The 17256-nt window shown below is 61.9% G+C and carries 24 protein-coding genes; 8 read left to right on the forward strand and 16 right to left on the reverse strand.

All coding sequences use genetic code 11. The features are described from left to right. Positions 1 to 5 precede the first annotated feature (5 nt). On the reverse strand, positions 6 to 233 hold the full coding sequence (locus ACVILL_RS36540; RefSeq protein WP_456733461.1) for a hypothetical protein: 228 nt from the start codon (positions 231 to 233) through the stop codon (positions 6 to 8). 14 nt (positions 234 to 247) lie between these two features. Continuing rightward, the gene (locus tag ACVILL_RS36545) at positions 248 to 457 is read right to left on the reverse strand and encodes a hypothetical protein (RefSeq protein WP_456733462.1); all 210 of its coding nucleotides are present in this window, start codon (positions 455 to 457) and stop codon (positions 248 to 250) included. 269 nt (positions 458 to 726) lie between these two features. Between ACVILL_RS36545 and ACVILL_RS36550 the strand changes: the two genes are divergently transcribed. The 5 genes from ACVILL_RS36550 (at position 727) to ACVILL_RS36570 (ending at position 3609) form a co-directional block, all read left to right on the forward strand. Next, on the forward strand, positions 727 to 984 hold the full coding sequence (locus ACVILL_RS36550; protein ID WP_456733463.1) for a hypothetical protein: 258 nt from the start codon (positions 727 to 729) through the stop codon (positions 982 to 984). A 220-nt stretch (positions 985 to 1204) separates the two neighbouring features. Further along, on the forward strand, positions 1205 to 1477 hold the full coding sequence (locus ACVILL_RS36555; RefSeq protein ID WP_456733464.1) for a hypothetical protein: 273 nt from the start codon (positions 1205 to 1207) through the stop codon (positions 1475 to 1477). Beyond that, on the forward strand, positions 1449 to 1715 hold the full coding sequence (locus ACVILL_RS36560; RefSeq protein ID WP_456734444.1) for a GMC oxidoreductase: 267 nt from the start codon (positions 1449 to 1451) through the stop codon (positions 1713 to 1715). The genes ACVILL_RS36555 and ACVILL_RS36560 overlap by 29 nt, the downstream gene beginning before the upstream one ends. A 359-nt stretch (positions 1716 to 2074) precedes the next feature. After that, a complete protein-coding gene (locus tag ACVILL_RS36565) occupies positions 2075 to 3265 on the forward strand; it encodes an NADH-quinone oxidoreductase subunit D (RefSeq protein ID WP_456733465.1) in 1191 nt (396 codons plus the stop codon). A 20-nt stretch (positions 3266 to 3285) separates the two neighbouring features. Continuing rightward, a complete protein-coding gene (locus ACVILL_RS36570; RefSeq protein WP_429021900.1) occupies positions 3286 to 3609 on the forward strand; it encodes an antibiotic biosynthesis monooxygenase family protein in 324 nt (107 codons plus the stop codon). Between the two features lie 119 nt (positions 3610 to 3728). Here ACVILL_RS36570 and ACVILL_RS36575 read toward each other — a convergent pair whose 3' ends face one another. The 14 genes from ACVILL_RS36575 to ACVILL_RS36640 form a co-directional block, all read right to left on the reverse strand. Then, positions 3729 to 3908, reverse strand: a complete 180-nt coding sequence (locus ACVILL_RS36575; protein ID WP_456734482.1) for a hypothetical protein — start codon at positions 3906 to 3908, stop codon at positions 3729 to 3731. Positions 3909 to 3917: 9 nt separating this feature from the next. Further along, a complete protein-coding gene (locus tag ACVILL_RS36580) occupies positions 3918 to 4262 on the reverse strand; it encodes a cupin domain-containing protein (RefSeq protein WP_456733466.1) in 345 nt (114 codons plus the stop codon). Between the two features lie 48 nt (positions 4263 to 4310). Further along, a complete protein-coding gene (locus tag ACVILL_RS36585) occupies positions 4311 to 5603 on the reverse strand; it encodes a PQQ-dependent sugar dehydrogenase (protein ID WP_456733467.1) in 1293 nt (430 codons plus the stop codon). Positions 5604 to 5653: 50 nt separating this feature from the next. Continuing rightward, positions 5654 to 6127: a DUF2231 domain-containing protein gene (locus ACVILL_RS36590; protein ID WP_456733468.1), complete on the reverse strand. Its 474-nt coding sequence runs from the start codon at positions 6125 to 6127 to the stop codon at positions 5654 to 5656. Positions 6128 to 6221: 94 nt separating this feature from the next. Continuing rightward, a complete protein-coding gene (locus ACVILL_RS36595) occupies positions 6222 to 6551 on the reverse strand; it encodes a four-helix bundle copper-binding protein (protein ID WP_456733469.1) in 330 nt (109 codons plus the stop codon). Between the two features lie 10 nt (positions 6552 to 6561). After that, positions 6562 to 7122, reverse strand: coding sequence for a type 1 glutamine amidotransferase domain-containing protein (locus ACVILL_RS36600; protein ID WP_456733470.1), 561 nt, complete (start codon positions 7120 to 7122; stop codon positions 6562 to 6564). Positions 7123 to 7207: 85 nt separating this feature from the next. Next, positions 7208 to 7411: a hypothetical protein gene (locus ACVILL_RS36605; RefSeq protein ID WP_429021889.1), complete on the reverse strand. Its 204-nt coding sequence runs from the start codon at positions 7409 to 7411 to the stop codon at positions 7208 to 7210. Positions 7412 to 7472: 61 nt separating this feature from the next. Next, a complete protein-coding gene (locus tag ACVILL_RS36610; protein WP_456733471.1) occupies positions 7473 to 8558 on the reverse strand; it encodes a YihY/virulence factor BrkB family protein in 1086 nt (361 codons plus the stop codon). Between the two features lie 2 nt (positions 8559 to 8560). After that, a complete protein-coding gene (locus tag ACVILL_RS36615; RefSeq protein WP_456733472.1) occupies positions 8561 to 9058 on the reverse strand; it encodes a hypothetical protein in 498 nt (165 codons plus the stop codon). A gap of 67 nt (positions 9059 to 9125) precedes the next feature. Then, positions 9126 to 9944, reverse strand: coding sequence for a mechanosensitive ion channel family protein (locus ACVILL_RS36620; RefSeq protein WP_456733473.1), 819 nt, complete (start codon positions 9942 to 9944; stop codon positions 9126 to 9128). Positions 9945 to 10048: 104 nt separating this feature from the next. Then, the gene (locus ACVILL_RS36625) at positions 10049 to 10492 is read right to left on the reverse strand and encodes a hypothetical protein (RefSeq protein WP_456733474.1); all 444 of its coding nucleotides are present in this window, start codon (positions 10490 to 10492) and stop codon (positions 10049 to 10051) included. 4 nt (positions 10493 to 10496) lie between these two features. Continuing rightward, a complete protein-coding gene (locus ACVILL_RS36630; protein ID WP_429021877.1) occupies positions 10497 to 10718 on the reverse strand; it encodes a hypothetical protein in 222 nt (73 codons plus the stop codon). Between the two features lie 33 nt (positions 10719 to 10751). Further along, positions 10752 to 11600 (reverse strand): hypothetical protein, encoded by an 849-nt coding sequence (locus ACVILL_RS36635; RefSeq protein WP_456733475.1) that lies wholly within the window; start codon positions 11598 to 11600, stop codon positions 10752 to 10754. Positions 11601 to 12019: 419 nt separating this feature from the next. After that, a complete protein-coding gene (locus tag ACVILL_RS36640) occupies positions 12020 to 13720 on the reverse strand; it encodes an alpha-amylase family protein (protein ID WP_456733476.1) in 1701 nt (566 codons plus the stop codon). 561 nt (positions 13721 to 14281) lie between these two features. Between ACVILL_RS36640 and ACVILL_RS36645 the strand changes: the two genes are divergently transcribed. The 3 genes from ACVILL_RS36645 to istA all read left to right on the forward strand — a co-directional run bounded on the left by ACVILL_RS36645 (position 14282) and on the right by istA (position 17247). Beyond that, positions 14282 to 14437, forward strand: a complete 156-nt coding sequence (locus ACVILL_RS36645) for a DUF3309 family protein (RefSeq protein WP_429021871.1) — start codon at positions 14282 to 14284, stop codon at positions 14435 to 14437. Positions 14438 to 14846: 409 nt separating this feature from the next. Continuing rightward, on the forward strand, positions 14847 to 15179 hold the full coding sequence (locus tag ACVILL_RS36650) for a hypothetical protein (RefSeq protein WP_456733477.1): 333 nt from the start codon (positions 14847 to 14849) through the stop codon (positions 15177 to 15179). A 547-nt stretch (positions 15180 to 15726) separates the two neighbouring features. Next, the gene (gene istA, locus ACVILL_RS36655) at positions 15727 to 17247 is read left to right on the forward strand and encodes an IS21 family transposase (protein ID WP_456727992.1); all 1521 of its coding nucleotides are present in this window, start codon (positions 15727 to 15729) and stop codon (positions 17245 to 17247) included. The last annotated feature ends 9 nt before the right edge of the window (positions 17248 to 17256 follow it).

Here is a 17256-nt window from a genome sequence, read left to right on the forward strand (position 1 = left end):
ATTCCTCACCCGCTCTTCTCGGCACTGTCGATGCTCTCGCGGTGAATTTCCCGTGCGTCGACACCAATGACGGAGACAAAGTAGCCACGCCCCAAATATTCCTGCCGGGTCTCGGCCAGGTCGATGGCAAGGCGTTTTGCGATCGCAATCGCCTGGTCACGATCGTCGACCGGCTGGCCGGTCTGGTCGATCACACGCTTGTCGTTGACGATCGCAAAGTGAAAGGCAGCCATCGTATCCTCGCCGATTAGTGCGTGTTCGATTCATGCCACTTTTCCAGGTCCGGCTTATCGTCTCCGGAGCGCTTCGCGTCTCCCGAGCGCTTCGCGTCGCCGGTGCGCGCGTGTCCGGAGCGCTGCTCCTTCTCGGGATTGCCCTTCCAGGGCTTGTCGGTTTGCGCATGCGAACCCCAGTCGCTCGAGCGGCCGGAATCCGGCGTCACGGGTTTTCTGTTCATATCGATCTCCTTGGGAACAGAAGCCGAGACGCGGCGATGGGTTCCTAAGTCGTTTGGGCCATCAGCAACCGAGTCTGCGATCACCGTGACCAAGCATCCAGATCGATCGCGCCGTTGACCGCCAGTTCCCCGGCATCCGGCACGCGAGGCAGATCCGGCCGGCCGCCTGCCGCTTCAATTCGCCGGTGATCGCTTCCCATGGCTGGTTAGGAACACGTGCCGAAATTGCCGGTTGGCCTTTCGGCAATGAAAACCGAAAGGAGAACCGCATGAACCTATTGCACAAGGGGCTAACAATCGCTGCGATCGGCGCCGGGGTTTTGTCGGCCTCCGCGATGAGCGCATCGGCCGCCGTCGTCTGCAGCGGGAACGTATGCTGGCACACCCACGAGCGATATACCTATCCGTCGACAGCCGGCGTGGTCGTTCATGACGATGACTGGCGATGGGGTCCCAACGAGCACTACGTTTTTCGCGAGCACGAGGGACGAGGCTATTGGCGCGGCGACACCTGGGAGGAATGGTAGACCCAGGCACGGACGTCGCTTTGGAGGCCACTCCACCCGTGGCCTCCTTGCCCTGCTTGAGCAAAAACCCGGCTCGATCCCCAAGGTTGATCAATGTCGCAAATCGTAAGGTGTCGATCGTTCGTGTGCCCCCGCTGCGGCGCAAACCTCGATCGGTAGCCGATCGGTAACGGACCCTTGCGCTCTCTCGGAGTCCGCTGAATTTGGATGAGGATTAAAAATGTCAGTCTGGTTCAGGGATGACGATATAATGTTCTTGACGGAGAGCGCAGCGGAAATTGCGCTCGAATATCTCGATCGCGCGGGCGCAATCGATGACTACACCGAGACGCGCGCGCTCGTCGTCAACAACCTGCAGTTCATGATCGCGCAAGGTCAGCGCAACAAGCTGCTGCTCGCAAATCGCGCCATCGCAGCCTACCAACGTTATCGAGATTCGCGAACGATCGAACTGTCGCCGGGTTCTGGACCAGCACGAACGGCTAGAGCCTGATGGCCGTGATGTTCTCTGCTCGAAACTCGACACCTACCATCACGGATCCGGAACGGCGCCGATGGGTGGCAATGCCGACGCCTCCGCTGTTGTGGACGGCGGCGGAACGGTTCGTCGCGTGCAAGGTCTGAAGGTTGTTGATGCTTCGACTTTTCCGGAGATCCCATCGACGCCGACCAACCTCACCGTGATTATGCTGGCGGAACGGATGGCAAAGGCGATCATCGCGACATCATGACGAATGCAGATGCGAGCAGATCGCAAGACCCGGAATTGGAGGGTTTGCGATAGCCTCCAGACGATGGCTTGATCGCGCAAAGAGCGAGCCCCACCAACCCTTGAACCGTGCTTCCCTCGCGCAAGGTTGAATAAGACGGGAAGGCATTTAGGAACGATCGCGGTTTGGACCGCGTTCGACCAGTCGACGAGCGCCTCTCGGACGAGGCCAAGTTATGCTGCGCAACGCGCATCTCACGGGAGGGATGCGTGAGTGGATGTCCAGCGGCGTCAGCCACAATGGGCTGCGCGGCAGATCGCTCACACAGAGTCAAGCTACGCCGGCCGCCGAACCCCGGGCGCGCCGTACGTGAGTTCACCATGGCGGAAGCAGGCCTTCGGAATTTCACCATCAATTTCGGTCCGCAACATCCCGCGGCCCACGGAGTGCTTCGTCTCGTGCTGGAACTCGACGGCGAGGTCGTCCGTCGCGTCGATCCTCATATCGGCCTGCTCCATCGCGGCACTGAAAAGTTGATCGAGCACAAGACCTATCTGCAGGCGATCGGCTACTTCGACCGGCTCGATTACGTCGCGCCGATGAACCAGGAGCATGCGTTCTGTCTCGCGGCAGAGAGGTTGCTCGGAATCGACGTGCCGCGGCGCGGGCAATTGATCCGCGTGCTTTACTGTGAAATCGGACGCCTGCTTTCGCATCTTCTCAACATCACGACCCAGGCGATGGACGTCGGAGCGCTCACACCACCGTTATGGGGATTCGAAGAGCGTGAAAAGCTCATGGTATTCTACGAACGCGCATCCGGCGCTCGCATGCACGCAAACTACTTCCGGATCGGCGGCGTGCATCAAGACCTTCCGCTGAAGCTGATCGACGACATCGACGCATTCTGCGATCCGTTCCTTCGCGTGGTGGACGATCTGGACCGGCTGCTGACGCCAAGCCGCATCTTCAAGCAACGTAATGTCGACGTCGGAACGGTAACGCTGGAACAAGCCTGGGGGTTGGGCTTTTCCGGCGTCATGGTGCGGGGCTCCGGCGCAGCTTGGGATCTGCGCAAGGCTCAGCCTTACGAGTGCTATCCGGAGATGGATTTCGACATTCCTGTCGGCAAGAACGGCGACTGCTACGATCGCTATCTGATCCGCATGGAAGAAATGCGCCAGTCGGTGCGCATCATGCGACAGTGCATCGCAAGACTCCGGGCTCCCGGCGGACAGGGGCCGGTCGCCGCGGAAGACAACAAGGTCTTTCCCCCTCGCCGCGGAGAGATGAAACGCTCGATGGAGGCCTTAATTCATCACTTCAAGCTCTACACGGAGGGCTTCCGCGTCCCTGCCGGCGAGATTTACGCCGCGGTGGAAGCCCCCAAGGGCGAATTTGGCGTCTATTTGGTCTCCGACGGCACGAACCAGCCTTACAAATGCAAGATCCGCGCTCCCTCATTCGCGCATCTGCAAGCGATGGACTTTCTCAGCCGCGGCCATTTGCTGGCAGACGTCTCGGCGATCATCGGCTCGCTGGACATCGTGTTTGGAGAGATCGATCGATAATGTCGTGAAAGGAGATCGTCATGCCGCAGAACCAAGCCGGCCAACAGCCAGTCACCCAAATTACCATCATCGAGGCAGAACCGGGCAAACAGACCGAAGCCTTGTCGCTCATGAAAGAGCGAGCCAAATTCATGCGGGGTCAACCGGGGTTCATTTCGATCAGCCTGCATCGCAGTCTCGATGGTCGTCGTATCGTGAATTACATTCAATGGAAAAGCCGCGACCAGTTGCAGGCCGCGCACCGATCCCCAGAGTTTCGCAAGGCGTGGGGCCAGTTCGAACGGCTAACCGACGACATCGATCCTCATCTGTACGAGGTCGCCGAGTTTCTCACTGACAAATAGCAAGGCGATGCCTGCTGAGCGCGGCGCCTGCTGAGCGCGGCTAAAACGCTAGGCGCGGCTTGCCGCAAGAGCGCAGACGCGGCGATGGGTTCGTAGGTCGGGTTCCTAAGTCGGTCCCGTCAGGGGCCACCCGCAACCGAGCCCGCGATCACCATGACCAGCGCATCCAGATCGATCGTGCCGTTGACCACCAGTTCCCCAGCATCCTGTACGCGAAGCAGATCCGGCCGGTTGGCCGCCTGCCGCTTCAATTCGCCGGTGATCGCTTCCCTGAGCTTTTCCTCGAGCATGTTCGACACTGTCTGCCTCTAGGATTGGACCTCGTCGCGGCCATGCACCTGCGCCGGCGGCGCGGTGGCTTCGACCGCGGTGAACGGTTCGAGAATGCGATATCGGTGCTGCGCTCCTGCAGGCACGAGCCAGGAATCGCCCGGCTGCAGGCGGATGGTTTGGCCCGCCAGGGTCAATTCGGCGCTACCGCTGATGACATATCCAACCGTCTCGTAGTCGCGCTGATCGGAAACGCCTGGTTGCGGCTGTTCGCTGTCCCAGAGCCGCATCGCAACCCGCTTGCCCGACACCAGATAGGTCTGGCCCATAGTCCCCTTCGGGGACGTGCTGACGGAAACTTTCTTGATCGTGCTATCGTTCATGGTGTTCTCCAATCGCTTGCAGGTGCGGGCGAGATCGCCGATCGGCGGTCAGAGCCGCCCCGAGCCGGTCACGCGCCACACCGTATTGCCGACGTCATCCGCGATCAGCAGCGCGCCGGATTTGTCGATCGCCAATCCAACCGGCCGGCCGCGGGACTTCTCCTCCTCGTTCAGGAATCCGGTGACGACGTCTTGCGCCGGCCCGTTCGGATGGCCGTCTGCGAACGGCACGTAGACGACCTTATAGCCGTTGAGCTGCGGCCGGTTCCAGCTGCCGTGCTCGCCGATGAAGGCGCCGTCCCGGTAGGATGACGGCAGGCTATCGCCGGTGTAGAAGGCAAGCCCGAGCGGCGCGACGTGCGAACTCAACGCATAGTCCGGAACGGTTGCCTTCGCGACCAAATCCGGCCGCGGCGGCTGCACCCGGGGATCGACGTTCTGGCCGAAATAGCTGTAGGGCCAGCCGTAGAAGCCGCCATCCTTCACCGACGTCAGATAGTCGGGCACCAGGTTGGGGCCGATCTCATCGCGCTCGTTGACCACGGTCCACAGCGCGTGGCTCTGCGGCTCGAAGGTCAGGCCGTTGGGGTTACGCAGCCCGCTGGCGAAAATCCGCCAACGGCCGGTGGCGCGGTCGACCTCGAGGATCGCGGCGCGGTTCTTTTCCGCCTCGATGCCATTCTCGGTGATGTTGCTGTTGGAGCCGACACCGACATAAAGCAGCGTCCCGTCCGGGCTTGCCACCAGGCTCTTGGTCCAATGATGGTCGATCGGCCCGCCGGGCAGCTGGGTCAAGGTCCGACCCGGCTCGGTGATCTTGGTCTCGCCTTCGTGATAGGGGTATCGAACGATGGCATCGGTGTTCGCGACGTAGAGATCGTTGCCGACCAGCGCGACACCAAACGGCGAATGAAGATGGTCGAGGAAGGTGCTCTGCGTCTCCGGCTTGCCGTCACCGTTGCCAGGGCGAATCAGCGTGATGCGATTGCTTTCACCGGTATCGCCGCCGGAGGTCGCCCACGACTCCACCCATTTCATGATGAAGTCCTTTGGCCGCTTGATCGGCTCGGTCCCCGGCGCCTTGGATTCGACGACCAGGATGTCGCCGTTGGGAAGCACGTAGAGTGAGCGTGGGTGCTGCAAGCCAGTCGCGAGCGCATTGATCTGCAGGCTGTCCGGTACCCTGGGTTTCTCGCCCTGCTTCCAGCCAACCACGGAGGCCACGTGCATGGGCGGCATCAGATACTGCTCCAGCGCCGGCAAATCGGGACGCGCGCCGATCTGGGTTTTCGGGTCTGGCGCTGTCTCCTTGCTGCACCCTGCAACGCACATTGCAGCCATTAGTGCTACCGCGAGTCTGCCAGCGCCGTTGTGTGTCAGATCAATCTGCATCACTCTGCCACTCCGACTCGATGACGATAGACCATGGCCCAGCCGAGCCAGCCCGTGCACAGCATGACGAGCACCGTCAGTACCGACAGCACCAGTCCCGTGGGCACCACGGAGGTCCAGGCGTCGCGGCTGTGGATGAAGGCGTTGAACAGCGCGAGCAGCATCACGATCACGTTGCCGATCATGTGAAGCCAGGCATAGGTCAGTCCGCGGATCAGGCGATTGCTCAGGAAGTCGATCAGGCCGGCGATGGCGGCGAGACCGCCCATGATCAGCCCCGCGAACAGCAGCCAGGCGGAAAAATTGGCCCATTGCATCTCGGCCGTTTGCCAGTAGGCAATGTCGGTCACCAACGTGCCGACAAAGCACGCGATTGGAAACGGCACCAACATCGGGTGGATGGGGTGCGTACCTATCCTTGCCGTGGAAGTCGGATTGAGCGAATGCGCCGTGACTGTGACGACCTCTTGCATTGACGTGCCTCCGAAAAGGCCTCAACGGCGTGTTCGGAGCGATGTTCCTAAGCGCAGCCGGCTGGCGCGATCGCTGCGAGAGAAAGACCGACGGTCAGGCCGCCATCTTCCGGCAGGATTCCGCGCAGGCACGGCACGTCGCCACGCATTCGTCCATACCGCCGACGCGCTCGCAATCTTCGGCGCATTCGCCACAGATCTCCGCGCATTCGCGGCAGGTGTGCTTGTGGTGCGGGGTGTTGATCAACATGAAGTGAGCCGCCGTCCGGCACATTTCCGCGCAAGCCATCATCAGGCGGAAATGCGCCGGCTCGACATGCTTGCCGCCGGTGACGAGGCAGTGGTTCATCGCGGTGCCGAGACAGGTCTTGTAACAGGACAGACAGCTCTCAACACATCGGTTCATTTCCTTCGAGAATGCCATGGCTGCCCCCTCACGCCGCACTACGCTTGGTATGCCGCCCTTCCCTCACTTCCTCGATGATCTTGGCGCTGAAGGCCTCGAGATCCCCGGGGTTTCTGGATGTGATGACGCCCTGATCGACGACGACCTCGGCGTCCTGCCAGGTCGCGCCGGCATTCATGACGTCGGTCTTGATCGACGTGTAGGAGGTCATCTTGCGGCCTTTGGCGATCCCGGTTTCGATCAGGAGCCATGGCGCGTGGCAGACCGCGGCGACGATCTTCTTCGCGTCGAAAATATCCTTGATGAACTTCAGCGCCTTGGGCTGGACCCGCAGCAGGTCTGGATTGATCTGCCCGCCCGGCAGGACGATCGCGTCATAATCGGCGGCGGTAGCCTGATCGAGCGTCTTGTCGACCTTGACTGGACGCCCCCAGTCCTTCTTGTCCCATCCCTTGATCTCGCCCGCGGCGAGCGACACGACGTCGACAGCGGCACCGGCCTTCTTCAGGTGATCACGCGGCACTTCAAGCTCCGACTGCTCAAAACCGTTCGTTGCGAGGATAGCGATCTTCTTGCCTTTCAAATCCATGAGCTGCTCCGTTGGCGCTTGCTTGAAGGTTCGGGATCAGCGCGATACGACGGCCACCAATCACCGACGAGCCGCCTGACAGGCACTACGCCGCCGTCAGCAGCCGTCGCAGGTAGCAGAGCCCGTCAAAGGTCAGCTTCGACTCGCTTATCTCGCCCTGCGCGACCCGCGCCTCGAGGAAGGTCTCGAGCTGGGGAAGCGCGCGATCGAACTTGTCCGCGATGCCTGTCAGCTCGCAGGTTTCCTTGATCCGCTCGATCGGTCGTTCCAGCACGTTGATCTCAACCATTTTGGCTAAGCCGCAGCCATGTCGTTGGTTCCTACACAGGGTGCCGCATACAGAGGTCCGGCTAAGGCACCTTGCCGACCGTGTCAGCCATTCTTGCTCCGCGTGCACCCAAGGGCTTGCGACCCCCCTCGGTCGAATCGACCGCGGTCTGATGCTCGATCTCCGAATTCAGCTCCGCGCCGCACAGCACGATGATGGCGGACATCCACATCCAGGTCATCAGGCCGATGGCCGCGCCAAGCGAGCCGTAGGTCGCGCTGTAATTGCCGAAGTTCGCAAGGTACCAGGAGAGCAGCGAGGAGCCAATCAGCCACAGCACGGCTGCCGCGACGGCCCCGACGCTCAGCCATTGCCAGCGCGGCTCGGTTCGGCTGGGGCCATAGCGATAGAGCACGGCGAGCGCGATGAGTAGCAGGAGCATCAGAACGGGCCACCGACCGAACCGGACGATGAGTTCGGCGCGCGTACCCAGTCCGACCTGCTGCAGCAGCAGCGGGACCACCACCACGGCGCCCACCATCAGCATGATCGAAGCGAGGGCCGCGATCGTGAACGAGAGAGATATCAAATTGAGCTTGAGGAAGCCGCGCTTTTCCTTCTCCTCATAGACGACGTTGAGCGCATCGAAGACGGCCTTCATGCCGGCATTGGCGCTCCAAATCGCGATCAGCAAACCGATCGCAAAGGTCAGTCCGAGCGTCGAGGTGCCCTTCGCCAGAACCCGGGCGATCTGGTCCTGGACGATGGCGAAAGAGCCTTCCGGCAACATCAGTGCGAGGCTCTGCAGATTGGATGAGATCGTCGACGGATCGGCGAACAGGCCATAGCTCGAGACCAGCGCGGTGACGGCCGGGAAAATCGCCAGCAGGCCGTAGAACACGACACCGGCGGCGGTCGCGAGCAACCGATCCTCGTCGATCTGCTGATAGGTACGCAGCAGAATGTCCTTCCAGCCGGCGGCCGGAATCTGCAGCGGCGTCTCAGCCAGTCGCCCACGATCCTGCGCTTCGGCCGGCGTCGACGCGGCGCCGGGCTCCCGTTGGACCGGCGGCTCCGACCGGGACACATGTCGATAGATCGCCAGGGTCGCCAGAGCCGTTGCACCGGCAAGCATCAGGTCGTTTGGCCAGTTGGAGCGCGGCGCCATCGCTACTCCTGGATCGCGTTCGGCCGACGCCTGAAGCGCGATGCGGCGAACCAGCCAACCAGCAGGACAGCCGCTCCGACGGCCAGTGCCTGGGTCGTGCTATCGGCGCTCACTCCCGCCCGGGACGTGGCGATCAGGCGCGCCGCAACAGGCACTGCGATCGACCGTTTGAGCATGTCGGCCTGCCGGCTGGGGCGCGGCACCGCCGGCGCAGGACGTGCGAGCAGCGCGCGTCCGGCCACCAGCCCCGCGAGCCCGAGCACAAGAAAGGCGCCAGCGACCACGGCGTATGCGATCCAGATGTCGTAACGCACCTCAAGGGCATGAAAGCCGGCCGCAACGCCTATCCCGATCGCAATCAGAAGCGACGCCGCGCCGACCAGCATGAAGGCGCCCGCCAGCGCGTAGCCGGTCATCACCTGTCCGATCCATTGCCGCAGATCTGCAAGGTAGGAGCCGAAGACCAGGCTCAGCGAAGACGAACGGCTGTTGGCGCCCATAGCAATATCCTTGGCAATATCAATTGCAAGTCGGCATCCGACAACCCGGCAGGATGAACGACGTTCCCTACCTGGCCACGCGAGATGGCTCGCGCCGGGTAGCGCATGTGTCGGTCAGCATCGTGCTGACGAGGTCCATGAGCCGCTGCTTCACCGCGTCCGCATCGGCCGGCTTGGCCTTGGCGCTGACTGTGAGCTCGACGATCGGATGCACCGCATCGGAGATGTCGACCACTTTGGAGACATGCACTTCCGGCGGGGGCCGCGGCTCGATCCGGGAGTCCTCGCGCAGGCGCGTCAGAATCTGCTCGCCGATGCGCTCGATCGGTCGCCCGGCGCGGACGGGGAACGAGACCTTGACCTCACCCGTGCCGGGATAGGCGCTGTGATTGATGATCGCACTGCCCCACACCGAGCCATTGGGCAGCAGGATCTGGGTGTTGTCAGCCGTAATCAGCTCGGTCATGAACAGCGACAGGGCCTGCACCTTGCCGGCCTTGCCGGCGACCTCGACGTCGTCGCCGATCCGGAACGGCCTGAACAGCAGCAGCATCACGCCGGCCGCAAGGTTCGACAACGTCCCCTGCAAGGCGAGCCCGATGGCTAGCGACGTCGCGCCGAGAACCGCGACCAGGCTTGCCGTCTGAATGCCGAACAGCTGCAGCACGGCGATGCCGACCACCGCGAGCACCGCATAGCGGGCGAGGCTCGACAGGAATACCGTAACAAGCGCGTCGACACGATGCATGGCGGTCAGCACACGCGACACAAAGCGCTGGGCGATCCCCGAGGCATACCATCCGAGAACCAGGAGCAGGATCGCAAAGACGGCGTTGAGGCCGTAAAGGACCAGCGTCGCCTTCAATGTTTCGAAATTGAGCGCCATCTGCCCTCCATTTGACGAAACCGACCGGTGTGGCCGCCGCAAGCAAGCCAAACGCACCGGAGAAAATCGCGTTCCCGATGGCTTGGCCGGCAGGCCCAATGCCTCTAGCCGGCTGGGCCGAAATGTGCGCGTGGTGGAAGGGAGCTGGGGAACGGGTGAGCCACCCTGAGCGTCGCACGCTCATTGGTTTCCAATGCGATCTTCTGGGCAAGCATCACGTCGCCGGGCACCAGAGAACCGACCGGCCGGAAGCACCAGCCCAGCACAGCGTGGTCTCGGCCGTCCATCTCATAGACATTGGTCGATGTCCCGTAGCAAATCCGGTAACGCTTGCCGGAGTCGGAGCCGGTGACGTCGAAACGCCGGTATTTCTCGAATTGCGACCGCTGTTCCGGCGAAAGCCATGCGGACAACAGCACGATCCCGCGTGCCTCGATCTTCTCATAGGCATTCCAGCGATCCCGGATCGCAACCAGGATCGCGCGCACCGTGCTGGCGGCGCGCCCGAGCAACGACCGCAGGGATACGTCGCACAGACGGACCATCATGGGGTCAGCCGCCGACCAGCCTGGGATAGAACAGGGTCTCCTCCGCGGTCGGATCCAGCGCGCGGACCAGCGCGGCTTCGCCGGATGACCTCCGCACGGCAGCAGTGTAGCCTTCCGCCGTCAGCTCGTTGAACCGCGCGTTCGCCCAAGCCAGCTGTTCGCTGTCGTTCGGATCGAAATGCTGCGTCGTGTCGCCGGTGTGATCCATGACCAAGATCGCTGCCATCATCATCTCCCTTGAAGCACCTTCACCACTTCATCACACGACCGGCACGGCCGTCGTAGGCGTGCCGCCCATCCACTCCGGCAACCTGGCACCGTCGCGGTGCCGGCCGCCCGCGCAGGCCGCCGCCCAGGCGGCGACCGCACCGAACAGCAGCGCCGCGGCAACCGAGAACGCCAAGATCACCGCGCTGCGTCGCGACCGCTGGATGGCGGTCCTGGCATCACCGATGACGCTGTCGACGCGCTTCTCGGCCTCCACAGCGGCCATCCCGGTCGAGGCCGCCACCTGCTGGACCAGATAGGCGCGATCGTCGGCGCTGACGCCTCCGTGACTTGAACTGGTCAGCAGGATGCGCCCTGCTTCAGCGCGTTCGTAGCTGAGATCGATATTGGCCGGACGCCGCAGCGACCGATACAGGTGATCGAGCTCGGCACTCAGTAGCGGCTCAGCAGCCGTCGTGGACGGCCGGTTCTGCACCACCGGGCGCGCGGTCGACAGGCCGACCAGTGCGACAATCGCCGCGCCCAGAATGACGGCGAACGCCCACGCTGTCAGGCCATGAAGTCCGTCGCGGCCTTCGGTCACATCGGAAGGTGTCGCACCAATCGCACGCTGCGCGCGGCCGGCGATGTAGCCACCGGCGCCAAAGCTCACCAGCGCCTGCAGGACCAGATAAAGCCCGGACAACAGCGCGAGCGCGGCCGATGCATCGCGCCATGAGGGCGAGCTCGAACTCACGCCCAATCCAACTGCCGCGCCGAAGCTGATCAATATCACCGATAGCGCTGCCGCGACCAGCGCACCGGCGAACACCGGACTCCATTGCAGCTGTAGGCCGGTCCTGTTGTCGGCGGACACGGCAAGCCCTTGCTCGTTATCCATGACGTGCCTATCGAAGTCCGAAGAACGACAGTATGGCGAGAATGACCACAATCAGTCCCACCAGATAAATCAACTGGTTCATGCAAGCCTCCTCCCGGTCAATCGTTTGTGACAATCTGCCAAACGAGCCAAAGTTCCTACCGTATGAGCGAGCGCGATGCGGACATGAAAGTGGCAAGCGGAGCGTAAGGTTTGCGCGGCAAGGTTCAATTCATCTACCTAGATGCATCATATGGCCGTACATCCAATGGTCGCTGAAAACCGCGACGTGAAAGATGGGAAAGCTGACCACAGCAGGTTAAGGCGTTCCGCGACACTTGGCGTGACGGAGTTCACAGCTACCTCGCCTACTTGCGCATTTGGTTCACGGTCGCCACGTTGCGGGCCCACGGAGAGCGCGTGCTTGCAAATGCAATCATTCACGCGGCATGGCCGGTTTTACCCGCGGCATCTGCATCGATGTCGCTGCGCTTGAGCAAGTAATCGAGACCACCGACACGATACCATCGATAGCCATAGCCTTCGAGCAGTAGCGTATGATGGCCGCGCTCGTTGGCGCGGCTGTGGTCTTCCGTCAATAGATTGACCAAAAGGTTACCGGCCTTGCCGGTCAGCCCGACCGCAAAGGATACCTCGCGTGGCTTCTCGTTGAGATTGTGTATGAATAGTACCGAATTGTTGCGCCAGTCGTAACGGATCGCGAGCACGGCCGGATCATGCGTTGCGATTACCTTGAAATCGCCCCAGCCAACTTCTGGGACTTCTTTGCGCATCCGGATAATGCGCTCTGTCCAGTTCAGCATCGAATTAGGATCGCGCCGTTGCTTGGCGGCGTTGACATGTTCATATCCGTATGGCCCCTTGTCGATCACAGGTGTGCATGGACGGTCGCTTTCGGTGAAGCCGGCATGCGGTTCGGTCGACCATTGCATCGGCGTGCGCGCGCATGCGCGCTCGGGCAGATCGAGGTCATCGCCCATCGCGATTTCGTCGCCGTAGCGAATGACCGGCGTTCCCGGCAACGTGCAGATCAGGCTGTAGGCTAGCTCGAGCCGCCGCCGATCGCCCTTAAGCATCGGCGCAAGCCGCCGCCGAATGCCGCGATCGTAAAGCTGCATGCTCTTTTCGGGAGCGAACGCATTGAATACAGCCTTGCGTTGCGCCTGTGTCAAACGGCCGAGATCAAGTTCGTCATGGTTGCGCAGGAATAGGCCCCACTGCGCGGTCGCTGGTCGTACTTTGGTTGCCGTCAGCGATTTTGCAAGCGGCCGGGAGTCCGCAGAGGCGAGCGCGTAGAACAGATGCTGGTTGACATGAAAATTGAACATCATGTGCATCCGGTCGCCGTCGCGGCCGAAATATTCCATGTCGGTTTCTGGAAGCACATTGGCTTCGGCAAGGATGATGGCGTTGCCCTGCCGCCACTGCAGGAATTCGCGAAACGCGCGCAGCATGTCATATTGTTCAACGGGATTGCGCACCTTGGCGCCCTTGGTCGCGATCACGAACGGGACGGCGTCCATGCGAAAGCCGGAGACGCCGAGCTGGATCCAGAAGCCCATGACCTTGAGGATCTCGGACTGCACATACGGGTTCGAGGTATTAAGGTCAGGCTGGAAGTCGTAGAAGCGATGGAAATACCAAGCGCCGGCTTCCTTGTCATGCGTCCACGTCGATTTCTGAACACCCGGAAACACCATGCCCTTGCCGGCATTCGCAGGTTTCCTATCGGACCAGATGTACCAGTCACGATAGGGCGAATCCTTGTGACGCCGCGCCTCACGAAACCATGAATGCTGGTCGGACGTGTGATTGACGACGAGGTCGATGATGACGCGAATGCCGCGCTGCCGACAGCCATGGGTAAATTCGATAAAGTCGCCGAGCGTGCCGTAGCGGGGATCGACGCTATAATAATCTGAGATGTCGTAGCCGTCGTCCCTGCCAGGCGAGGGTTGGAACGGCATTAGCCAGATTGCGGTGATGCCGAGTCCGTGTAGATAATCCAGCCGCCGCAACAGCCCTCTGAAATCGCCGATGCCGTCGCCATTGGCGTCCATATAGGTGCCGACGGAAAGGCAATAGAAAACACCATTCTTGTACCAGAGGTCGTCGATCAAAGGCTGCCCCCGTCCGCCCGGGTGTCTGGGCGGCCTGTGTTAGAGAAACCCATCGCACTTCCACGGGACAATCGGTATGGGGTCTATGGGTTCCGCGCAAACTGCCAAACAGCGGCGGCGTCTGTCTTGGAGGGCTACGGTGGCCCATTCCTGCTGAGGGTATGAAAAAGACCAAAATCCCTCGGGGCCGTGCAGCGATCGCCCTGCCCTACCAGCCGGTCGCGAGACGCTGATCCGCCGTCTCCTGGTAAACCAGCATAACGATGCGGTTCGGCCGATGTCGCCGACGAGCTTCCTCGACGCTTGCCCCGAGTGCCGTTATCTCAGGAAATGAGGAGCGAGGTTGCAGGATGACCGTTTGGCTTTGCGTGGCTTTGGTCCCCACGGAGTTCATTCGCGGGAAGATTTGGCCCGACTGTTCAACCTTATCCAGCGCCCGGTGTCGGCCCGTTCGCGTCGCACCGAGCAGGACGTTCGCACCCACCTGACTGGTAGCCTACGATAGGAACTATTCCGCAATTCGCCACTTTAGCTTATCACAACAACTGCGCGAGGCGCGCGATGCTGTCGACGATCCTCATTATCATTTTGATCCTCTTGTTGATTGGAGCTTTGCCAACGTGGCCTTACAGCTCTGGCTGGGGCTACTACCCGGGCGGCGGTATTGGTTTGATCCTCATTATCGTGCTCGTTTTAGCGCTCACCGGGCGCGTTTGATTTTGGCTGCTCTGCAAGCTCAAGCCAGCTAGCTTCTCGCCGCCGCCGGTGTTTGCACTGATCTAAGTTGTGAGACTGCTGTTCATTGCTATGGTCCCAGAGACCGCCAATCAGCGAGACCGCCAATCAGCCGCTCGCGCGATTGCTCCAGAGCCAGCGCGACTGAAGAAATGGTTCTGTCGCGCTGACGGTCGCCTAGCACAGCTCCTGAAGCTTCTGGTAGTGCTAATGTGTCTCGGCGCTATCGTGCAACGGCTGCTGGCGCTGACCTATTAGCGATCCACTAGTTGGAATTTCGCGAAATTTCGCCCGTCACGCGCTTTGTCGAGATCGGAGGCCGTACTCAGCAACCAAACCGGACATAAGGCGTTTTGCAGATTGGGCGGCTTTCTAAAGCTTGGAGAGTCCGATGCCTAGGAAAATCCTAATCATATTCATCGCGGTTATGACCGCGGCGTTTGCGCCGACCGCTGCTTCTGCGCGGGGTGGCTTCGGCGGCGGCGGCTTTCACGGCGGATTTGGTGGCGGCGGCTGGCGCGGAGGCGGATTTGGCGCCGCCGCTCTTGGACTTGGGATAGGGCTCGGCTTGGCCGGTGCCTACGCTTACCCTTACGGATATGGCTACCCCGTGTACGGCTACGGTTACGACTATGGTTACCCCTATGGCTACGGCTACCCGTACCGAGCCAGTTATGGCTACTGCGTCGCAACAGCCAGCCAGAATGCATATGCTTGCTATTAGGAGCGAAGCCGCCGGCCCACTAAGATGAACCACGACGATGCTAGCGGCGGAGCGCGCCTCCCGCTGATCTAGGTGGTGGTCATGACTTCCGACGTGGAGGGTGAAATGGCCCTGCACTTCAGCCGCGTTGAGACTGGGGATCTGGAGATATGGATTGCAAGTAGCGACGACTATTCATTCGTCATTTGCAACGAGAACCGAAGTGGACTTGGGCTGCACGGAGACCCACGATAGCACGCCCACCCGAAGCCGGCTCGTCCGCCTATCTAGCCAAAGCAGACGATCCGCGGTGTACACCGGGCCCGTCTTCCAACCGCACTTTGGTCATCAAGCCGGCTGGTCAGTATGCGTAATCCGAAGCAAGCCGGCCACTGATTCCGACGCAACCCGGCCACCGATTCCGACGGAAGTCGGCCACCGATTCCGATCGAAGCCGGCCACCCTGTTGAGACCGGCCTGACGCTCTCGAAGACGGCGATCGAATCGCGGACCAGCCCCCCTTTGCGGCCGAGCAAGGGGAGGTCTGATGCCCGCCGAGAGAGCGCCGATGCGGAAGGTTCGAGAAGTTTTGAGACTGCGGCACGCCCTTGGCGTGAGCGAGCGGCAGATCGCCGTCACCGTCGGCATCAGCCGATCGACGGTTGGCGAGTATCTGCGGCGGGCTGCCGTGATCGGCATCACCTGGCCGGTGCCGGAAGGGATGGACGACGGCGAGCTCGAGCGCCGGCTGTTCACGCCGCCGACATTCGAGGAGAAGCCGGCGCGGCCGTTGCCCGACTGGACGGCGGTGCACCGGGAGCTGAAGCGGCGCAGCGTGACGCTGCTCTTGCTGTGGGAGGAATATCGCGCGGAGCACGCGGACGGCTATGGCTACAGCCGGTTCTGCGATCTCTACCGGAAATGGAGCGAGACGATCTCGCCGACCATGCGGCAGGCGCATGGGCCTGGAGAGAAGCTGTTCGTCGACTTCGCGGGCGACACGGTGCCGGTGTTCGACGCCGCTACCGGCGCGCAGCGGCTGGCCCATGTCTTTGTCGCCGTGCTGGGAGCATCCAACTACACCTTTGCCGAGGCGCGCTGGTCGGAGGGGTTGGCTGACTGGATTGCGGTGCACGTCAATGCTTTGCGGGCGATCGGCGGCGTGCCGAAGGCGATCGTCTGCGACAATCTGAAATCCGGCGTCACCGCCACCTGTCGCTATGAGCCGGGCATCAACCGCACCTACCAGGAGCTGGCCCAGCATTACGGCACCGCGATCCTGCCCACGCGTCCGCGCAAGCCGCGCGACAAGGCGAAGGTGGAAGTGGCGGTGCAAATCGTCCAGCGGTTTGTGCTGGCGAGGCTGCGGAACCAGCGCTTCTTCTCGCTTGACGAACTCAACGCGGCAATCCGCGAGGCGATCGCCGACCTCAACGCCAAGATCATGCGCAAGCTCGGCGTGAGCCGCAATGAGCTGTTCGCGCAGATCGACAAGCCGGCGCTCAAAGCCCTACCGCCGATGCCGTATCAGTATGCCGAGTGGAAGAAGTGCCGGGTCGCGCCCGACTATCACGTCGAGCTCGCCGGTCACTACTACTCGGTGCCCTCACGTCTGATCCGCGAAGAGCTCGAGGCGCGCATAACCGACAGGACGATCGAGATCCTGCACAAGGGCATCCGGGTGGCCAGCCACGCCCGCTCTGACGTGCCCCATCGCCACACCACGATCCCGGAGCACATGCCGAGCGCGCACCGGCGCTATGCCGAATGGACGCCGGCGCGGATCAAACGAGAAGCCGCCAAGATCGGCCCCGCCACGATCGCTCTCGTCGAGGCGATCATGAGAGCCAAGCCACACCCCGAGCAGGGCTTCCGGGCTTGTCTCGGCATTCTGCGGCTCGCACGCAGCTACGGCTCGGCCCGCATCGAGGCCGCCTGCCAGCGCGGCAACGACATCGGCGCGACCACCTACGGCTCGATCAAGTCGATCCTGCAGCACGGGCTCGATCGCGCCTACGCGAATGAACAGCCGCCGGACGGGCCACCAATCCGACACGGCAACATCCGCGGCACCGATTACTACCACTGAAGAAAGGAG

It is taken from the genome of Bradyrhizobium sp. USDA 3364 (genome assembly GCF_054056355.1).

Coding starts and splice junctions, on each gene's coding strand:
- ACVILL_RS36635 (WP_456733475.1), bottom strand. CDS start 11,600: ATGGATAACGAGCAAGGGCTTGCCGTGTCCGCCGACAACAGGACCGGC.
- ACVILL_RS36570 (WP_429021900.1), top strand. CDS start 3,286: ATGCCGCAGAACCAAGCCGGCCAACAGCCAGTCACCCAAATTACCATC.
- ACVILL_RS36565 (WP_456733465.1), top strand. CDS start 2,075: ATGGCGGAAGCAGGCCTTCGGAATTTCACCATCAATTTCGGTCCGCAA.
- ACVILL_RS36550 (WP_456733463.1), top strand. CDS start 727: ATGAACCTATTGCACAAGGGGCTAACAATCGCTGCGATCGGCGCCGGG.
- istA (WP_456727992.1), top strand. CDS start 15,727: ATGCGGAAGGTTCGAGAAGTTTTGAGACTGCGGCACGCCCTTGGCGTG.
- ACVILL_RS36650 (WP_456733477.1), top strand. CDS start 14,847: ATGCCTAGGAAAATCCTAATCATATTCATCGCGGTTATGACCGCGGCG.
- ACVILL_RS36545 (WP_456733462.1), bottom strand. CDS start 457: ATGAACAGAAAACCCGTGACGCCGGATTCCGGCCGCTCGAGCGACTGG.
- ACVILL_RS36630 (WP_429021877.1), bottom strand. CDS start 10,718: ATGGCAGCGATCTTGGTCATGGATCACACCGGCGACACGACGCAGCAT.
- ACVILL_RS36615 (WP_456733472.1), bottom strand. CDS start 9,058: ATGGGCGCCAACAGCCGTTCGTCTTCGCTGAGCCTGGTCTTCGGCTCC.
- ACVILL_RS36585 (WP_456733467.1), bottom strand. CDS start 5,603: ATGGCTGCAATGTGCGTTGCAGGGTGCAGCAAGGAGACAGCGCCAGAC.
- ACVILL_RS36645 (WP_429021871.1), top strand. CDS start 14,282: ATGCTGTCGACGATCCTCATTATCATTTTGATCCTCTTGTTGATTGGA.
- ACVILL_RS36600 (WP_456733470.1), bottom strand. CDS start 7,122: ATGGATTTGAAAGGCAAGAAGATCGCTATCCTCGCAACGAACGGTTTT.
- ACVILL_RS36555 (WP_456733464.1), top strand. CDS start 1,205: ATGTCAGTCTGGTTCAGGGATGACGATATAATGTTCTTGACGGAGAGC.
- ACVILL_RS36580 (WP_456733466.1), bottom strand. CDS start 4,262: ATGAACGATAGCACGATCAAGAAAGTTTCCGTCAGCACGTCCCCGAAG.
- ACVILL_RS36540 (WP_456733461.1), bottom strand. CDS start 233: ATGGCTGCCTTTCACTTTGCGATCGTCAACGACAAGCGTGTGATCGAC.
- ACVILL_RS36625 (WP_456733474.1), bottom strand. CDS start 10,492: ATGATGGTCCGTCTGTGCGACGTATCCCTGCGGTCGTTGCTCGGGCGC.
- ACVILL_RS36610 (WP_456733471.1), bottom strand. CDS start 8,558: ATGGCGCCGCGCTCCAACTGGCCAAACGACCTGATGCTTGCCGGTGCA.
- ACVILL_RS36605 (WP_429021889.1), bottom strand. CDS start 7,411: ATGGTTGAGATCAACGTGCTGGAACGACCGATCGAGCGGATCAAGGAA.
- ACVILL_RS36595 (WP_456733469.1), bottom strand. CDS start 6,551: ATGGCATTCTCGAAGGAAATGAACCGATGTGTTGAGAGCTGTCTGTCC.
- ACVILL_RS36590 (WP_456733468.1), bottom strand. CDS start 6,127: ATGCAAGAGGTCGTCACAGTCACGGCGCATTCGCTCAATCCGACTTCC.
- ACVILL_RS36620 (WP_456733473.1), bottom strand. CDS start 9,944: ATGGCGCTCAATTTCGAAACATTGAAGGCGACGCTGGTCCTTTACGGC.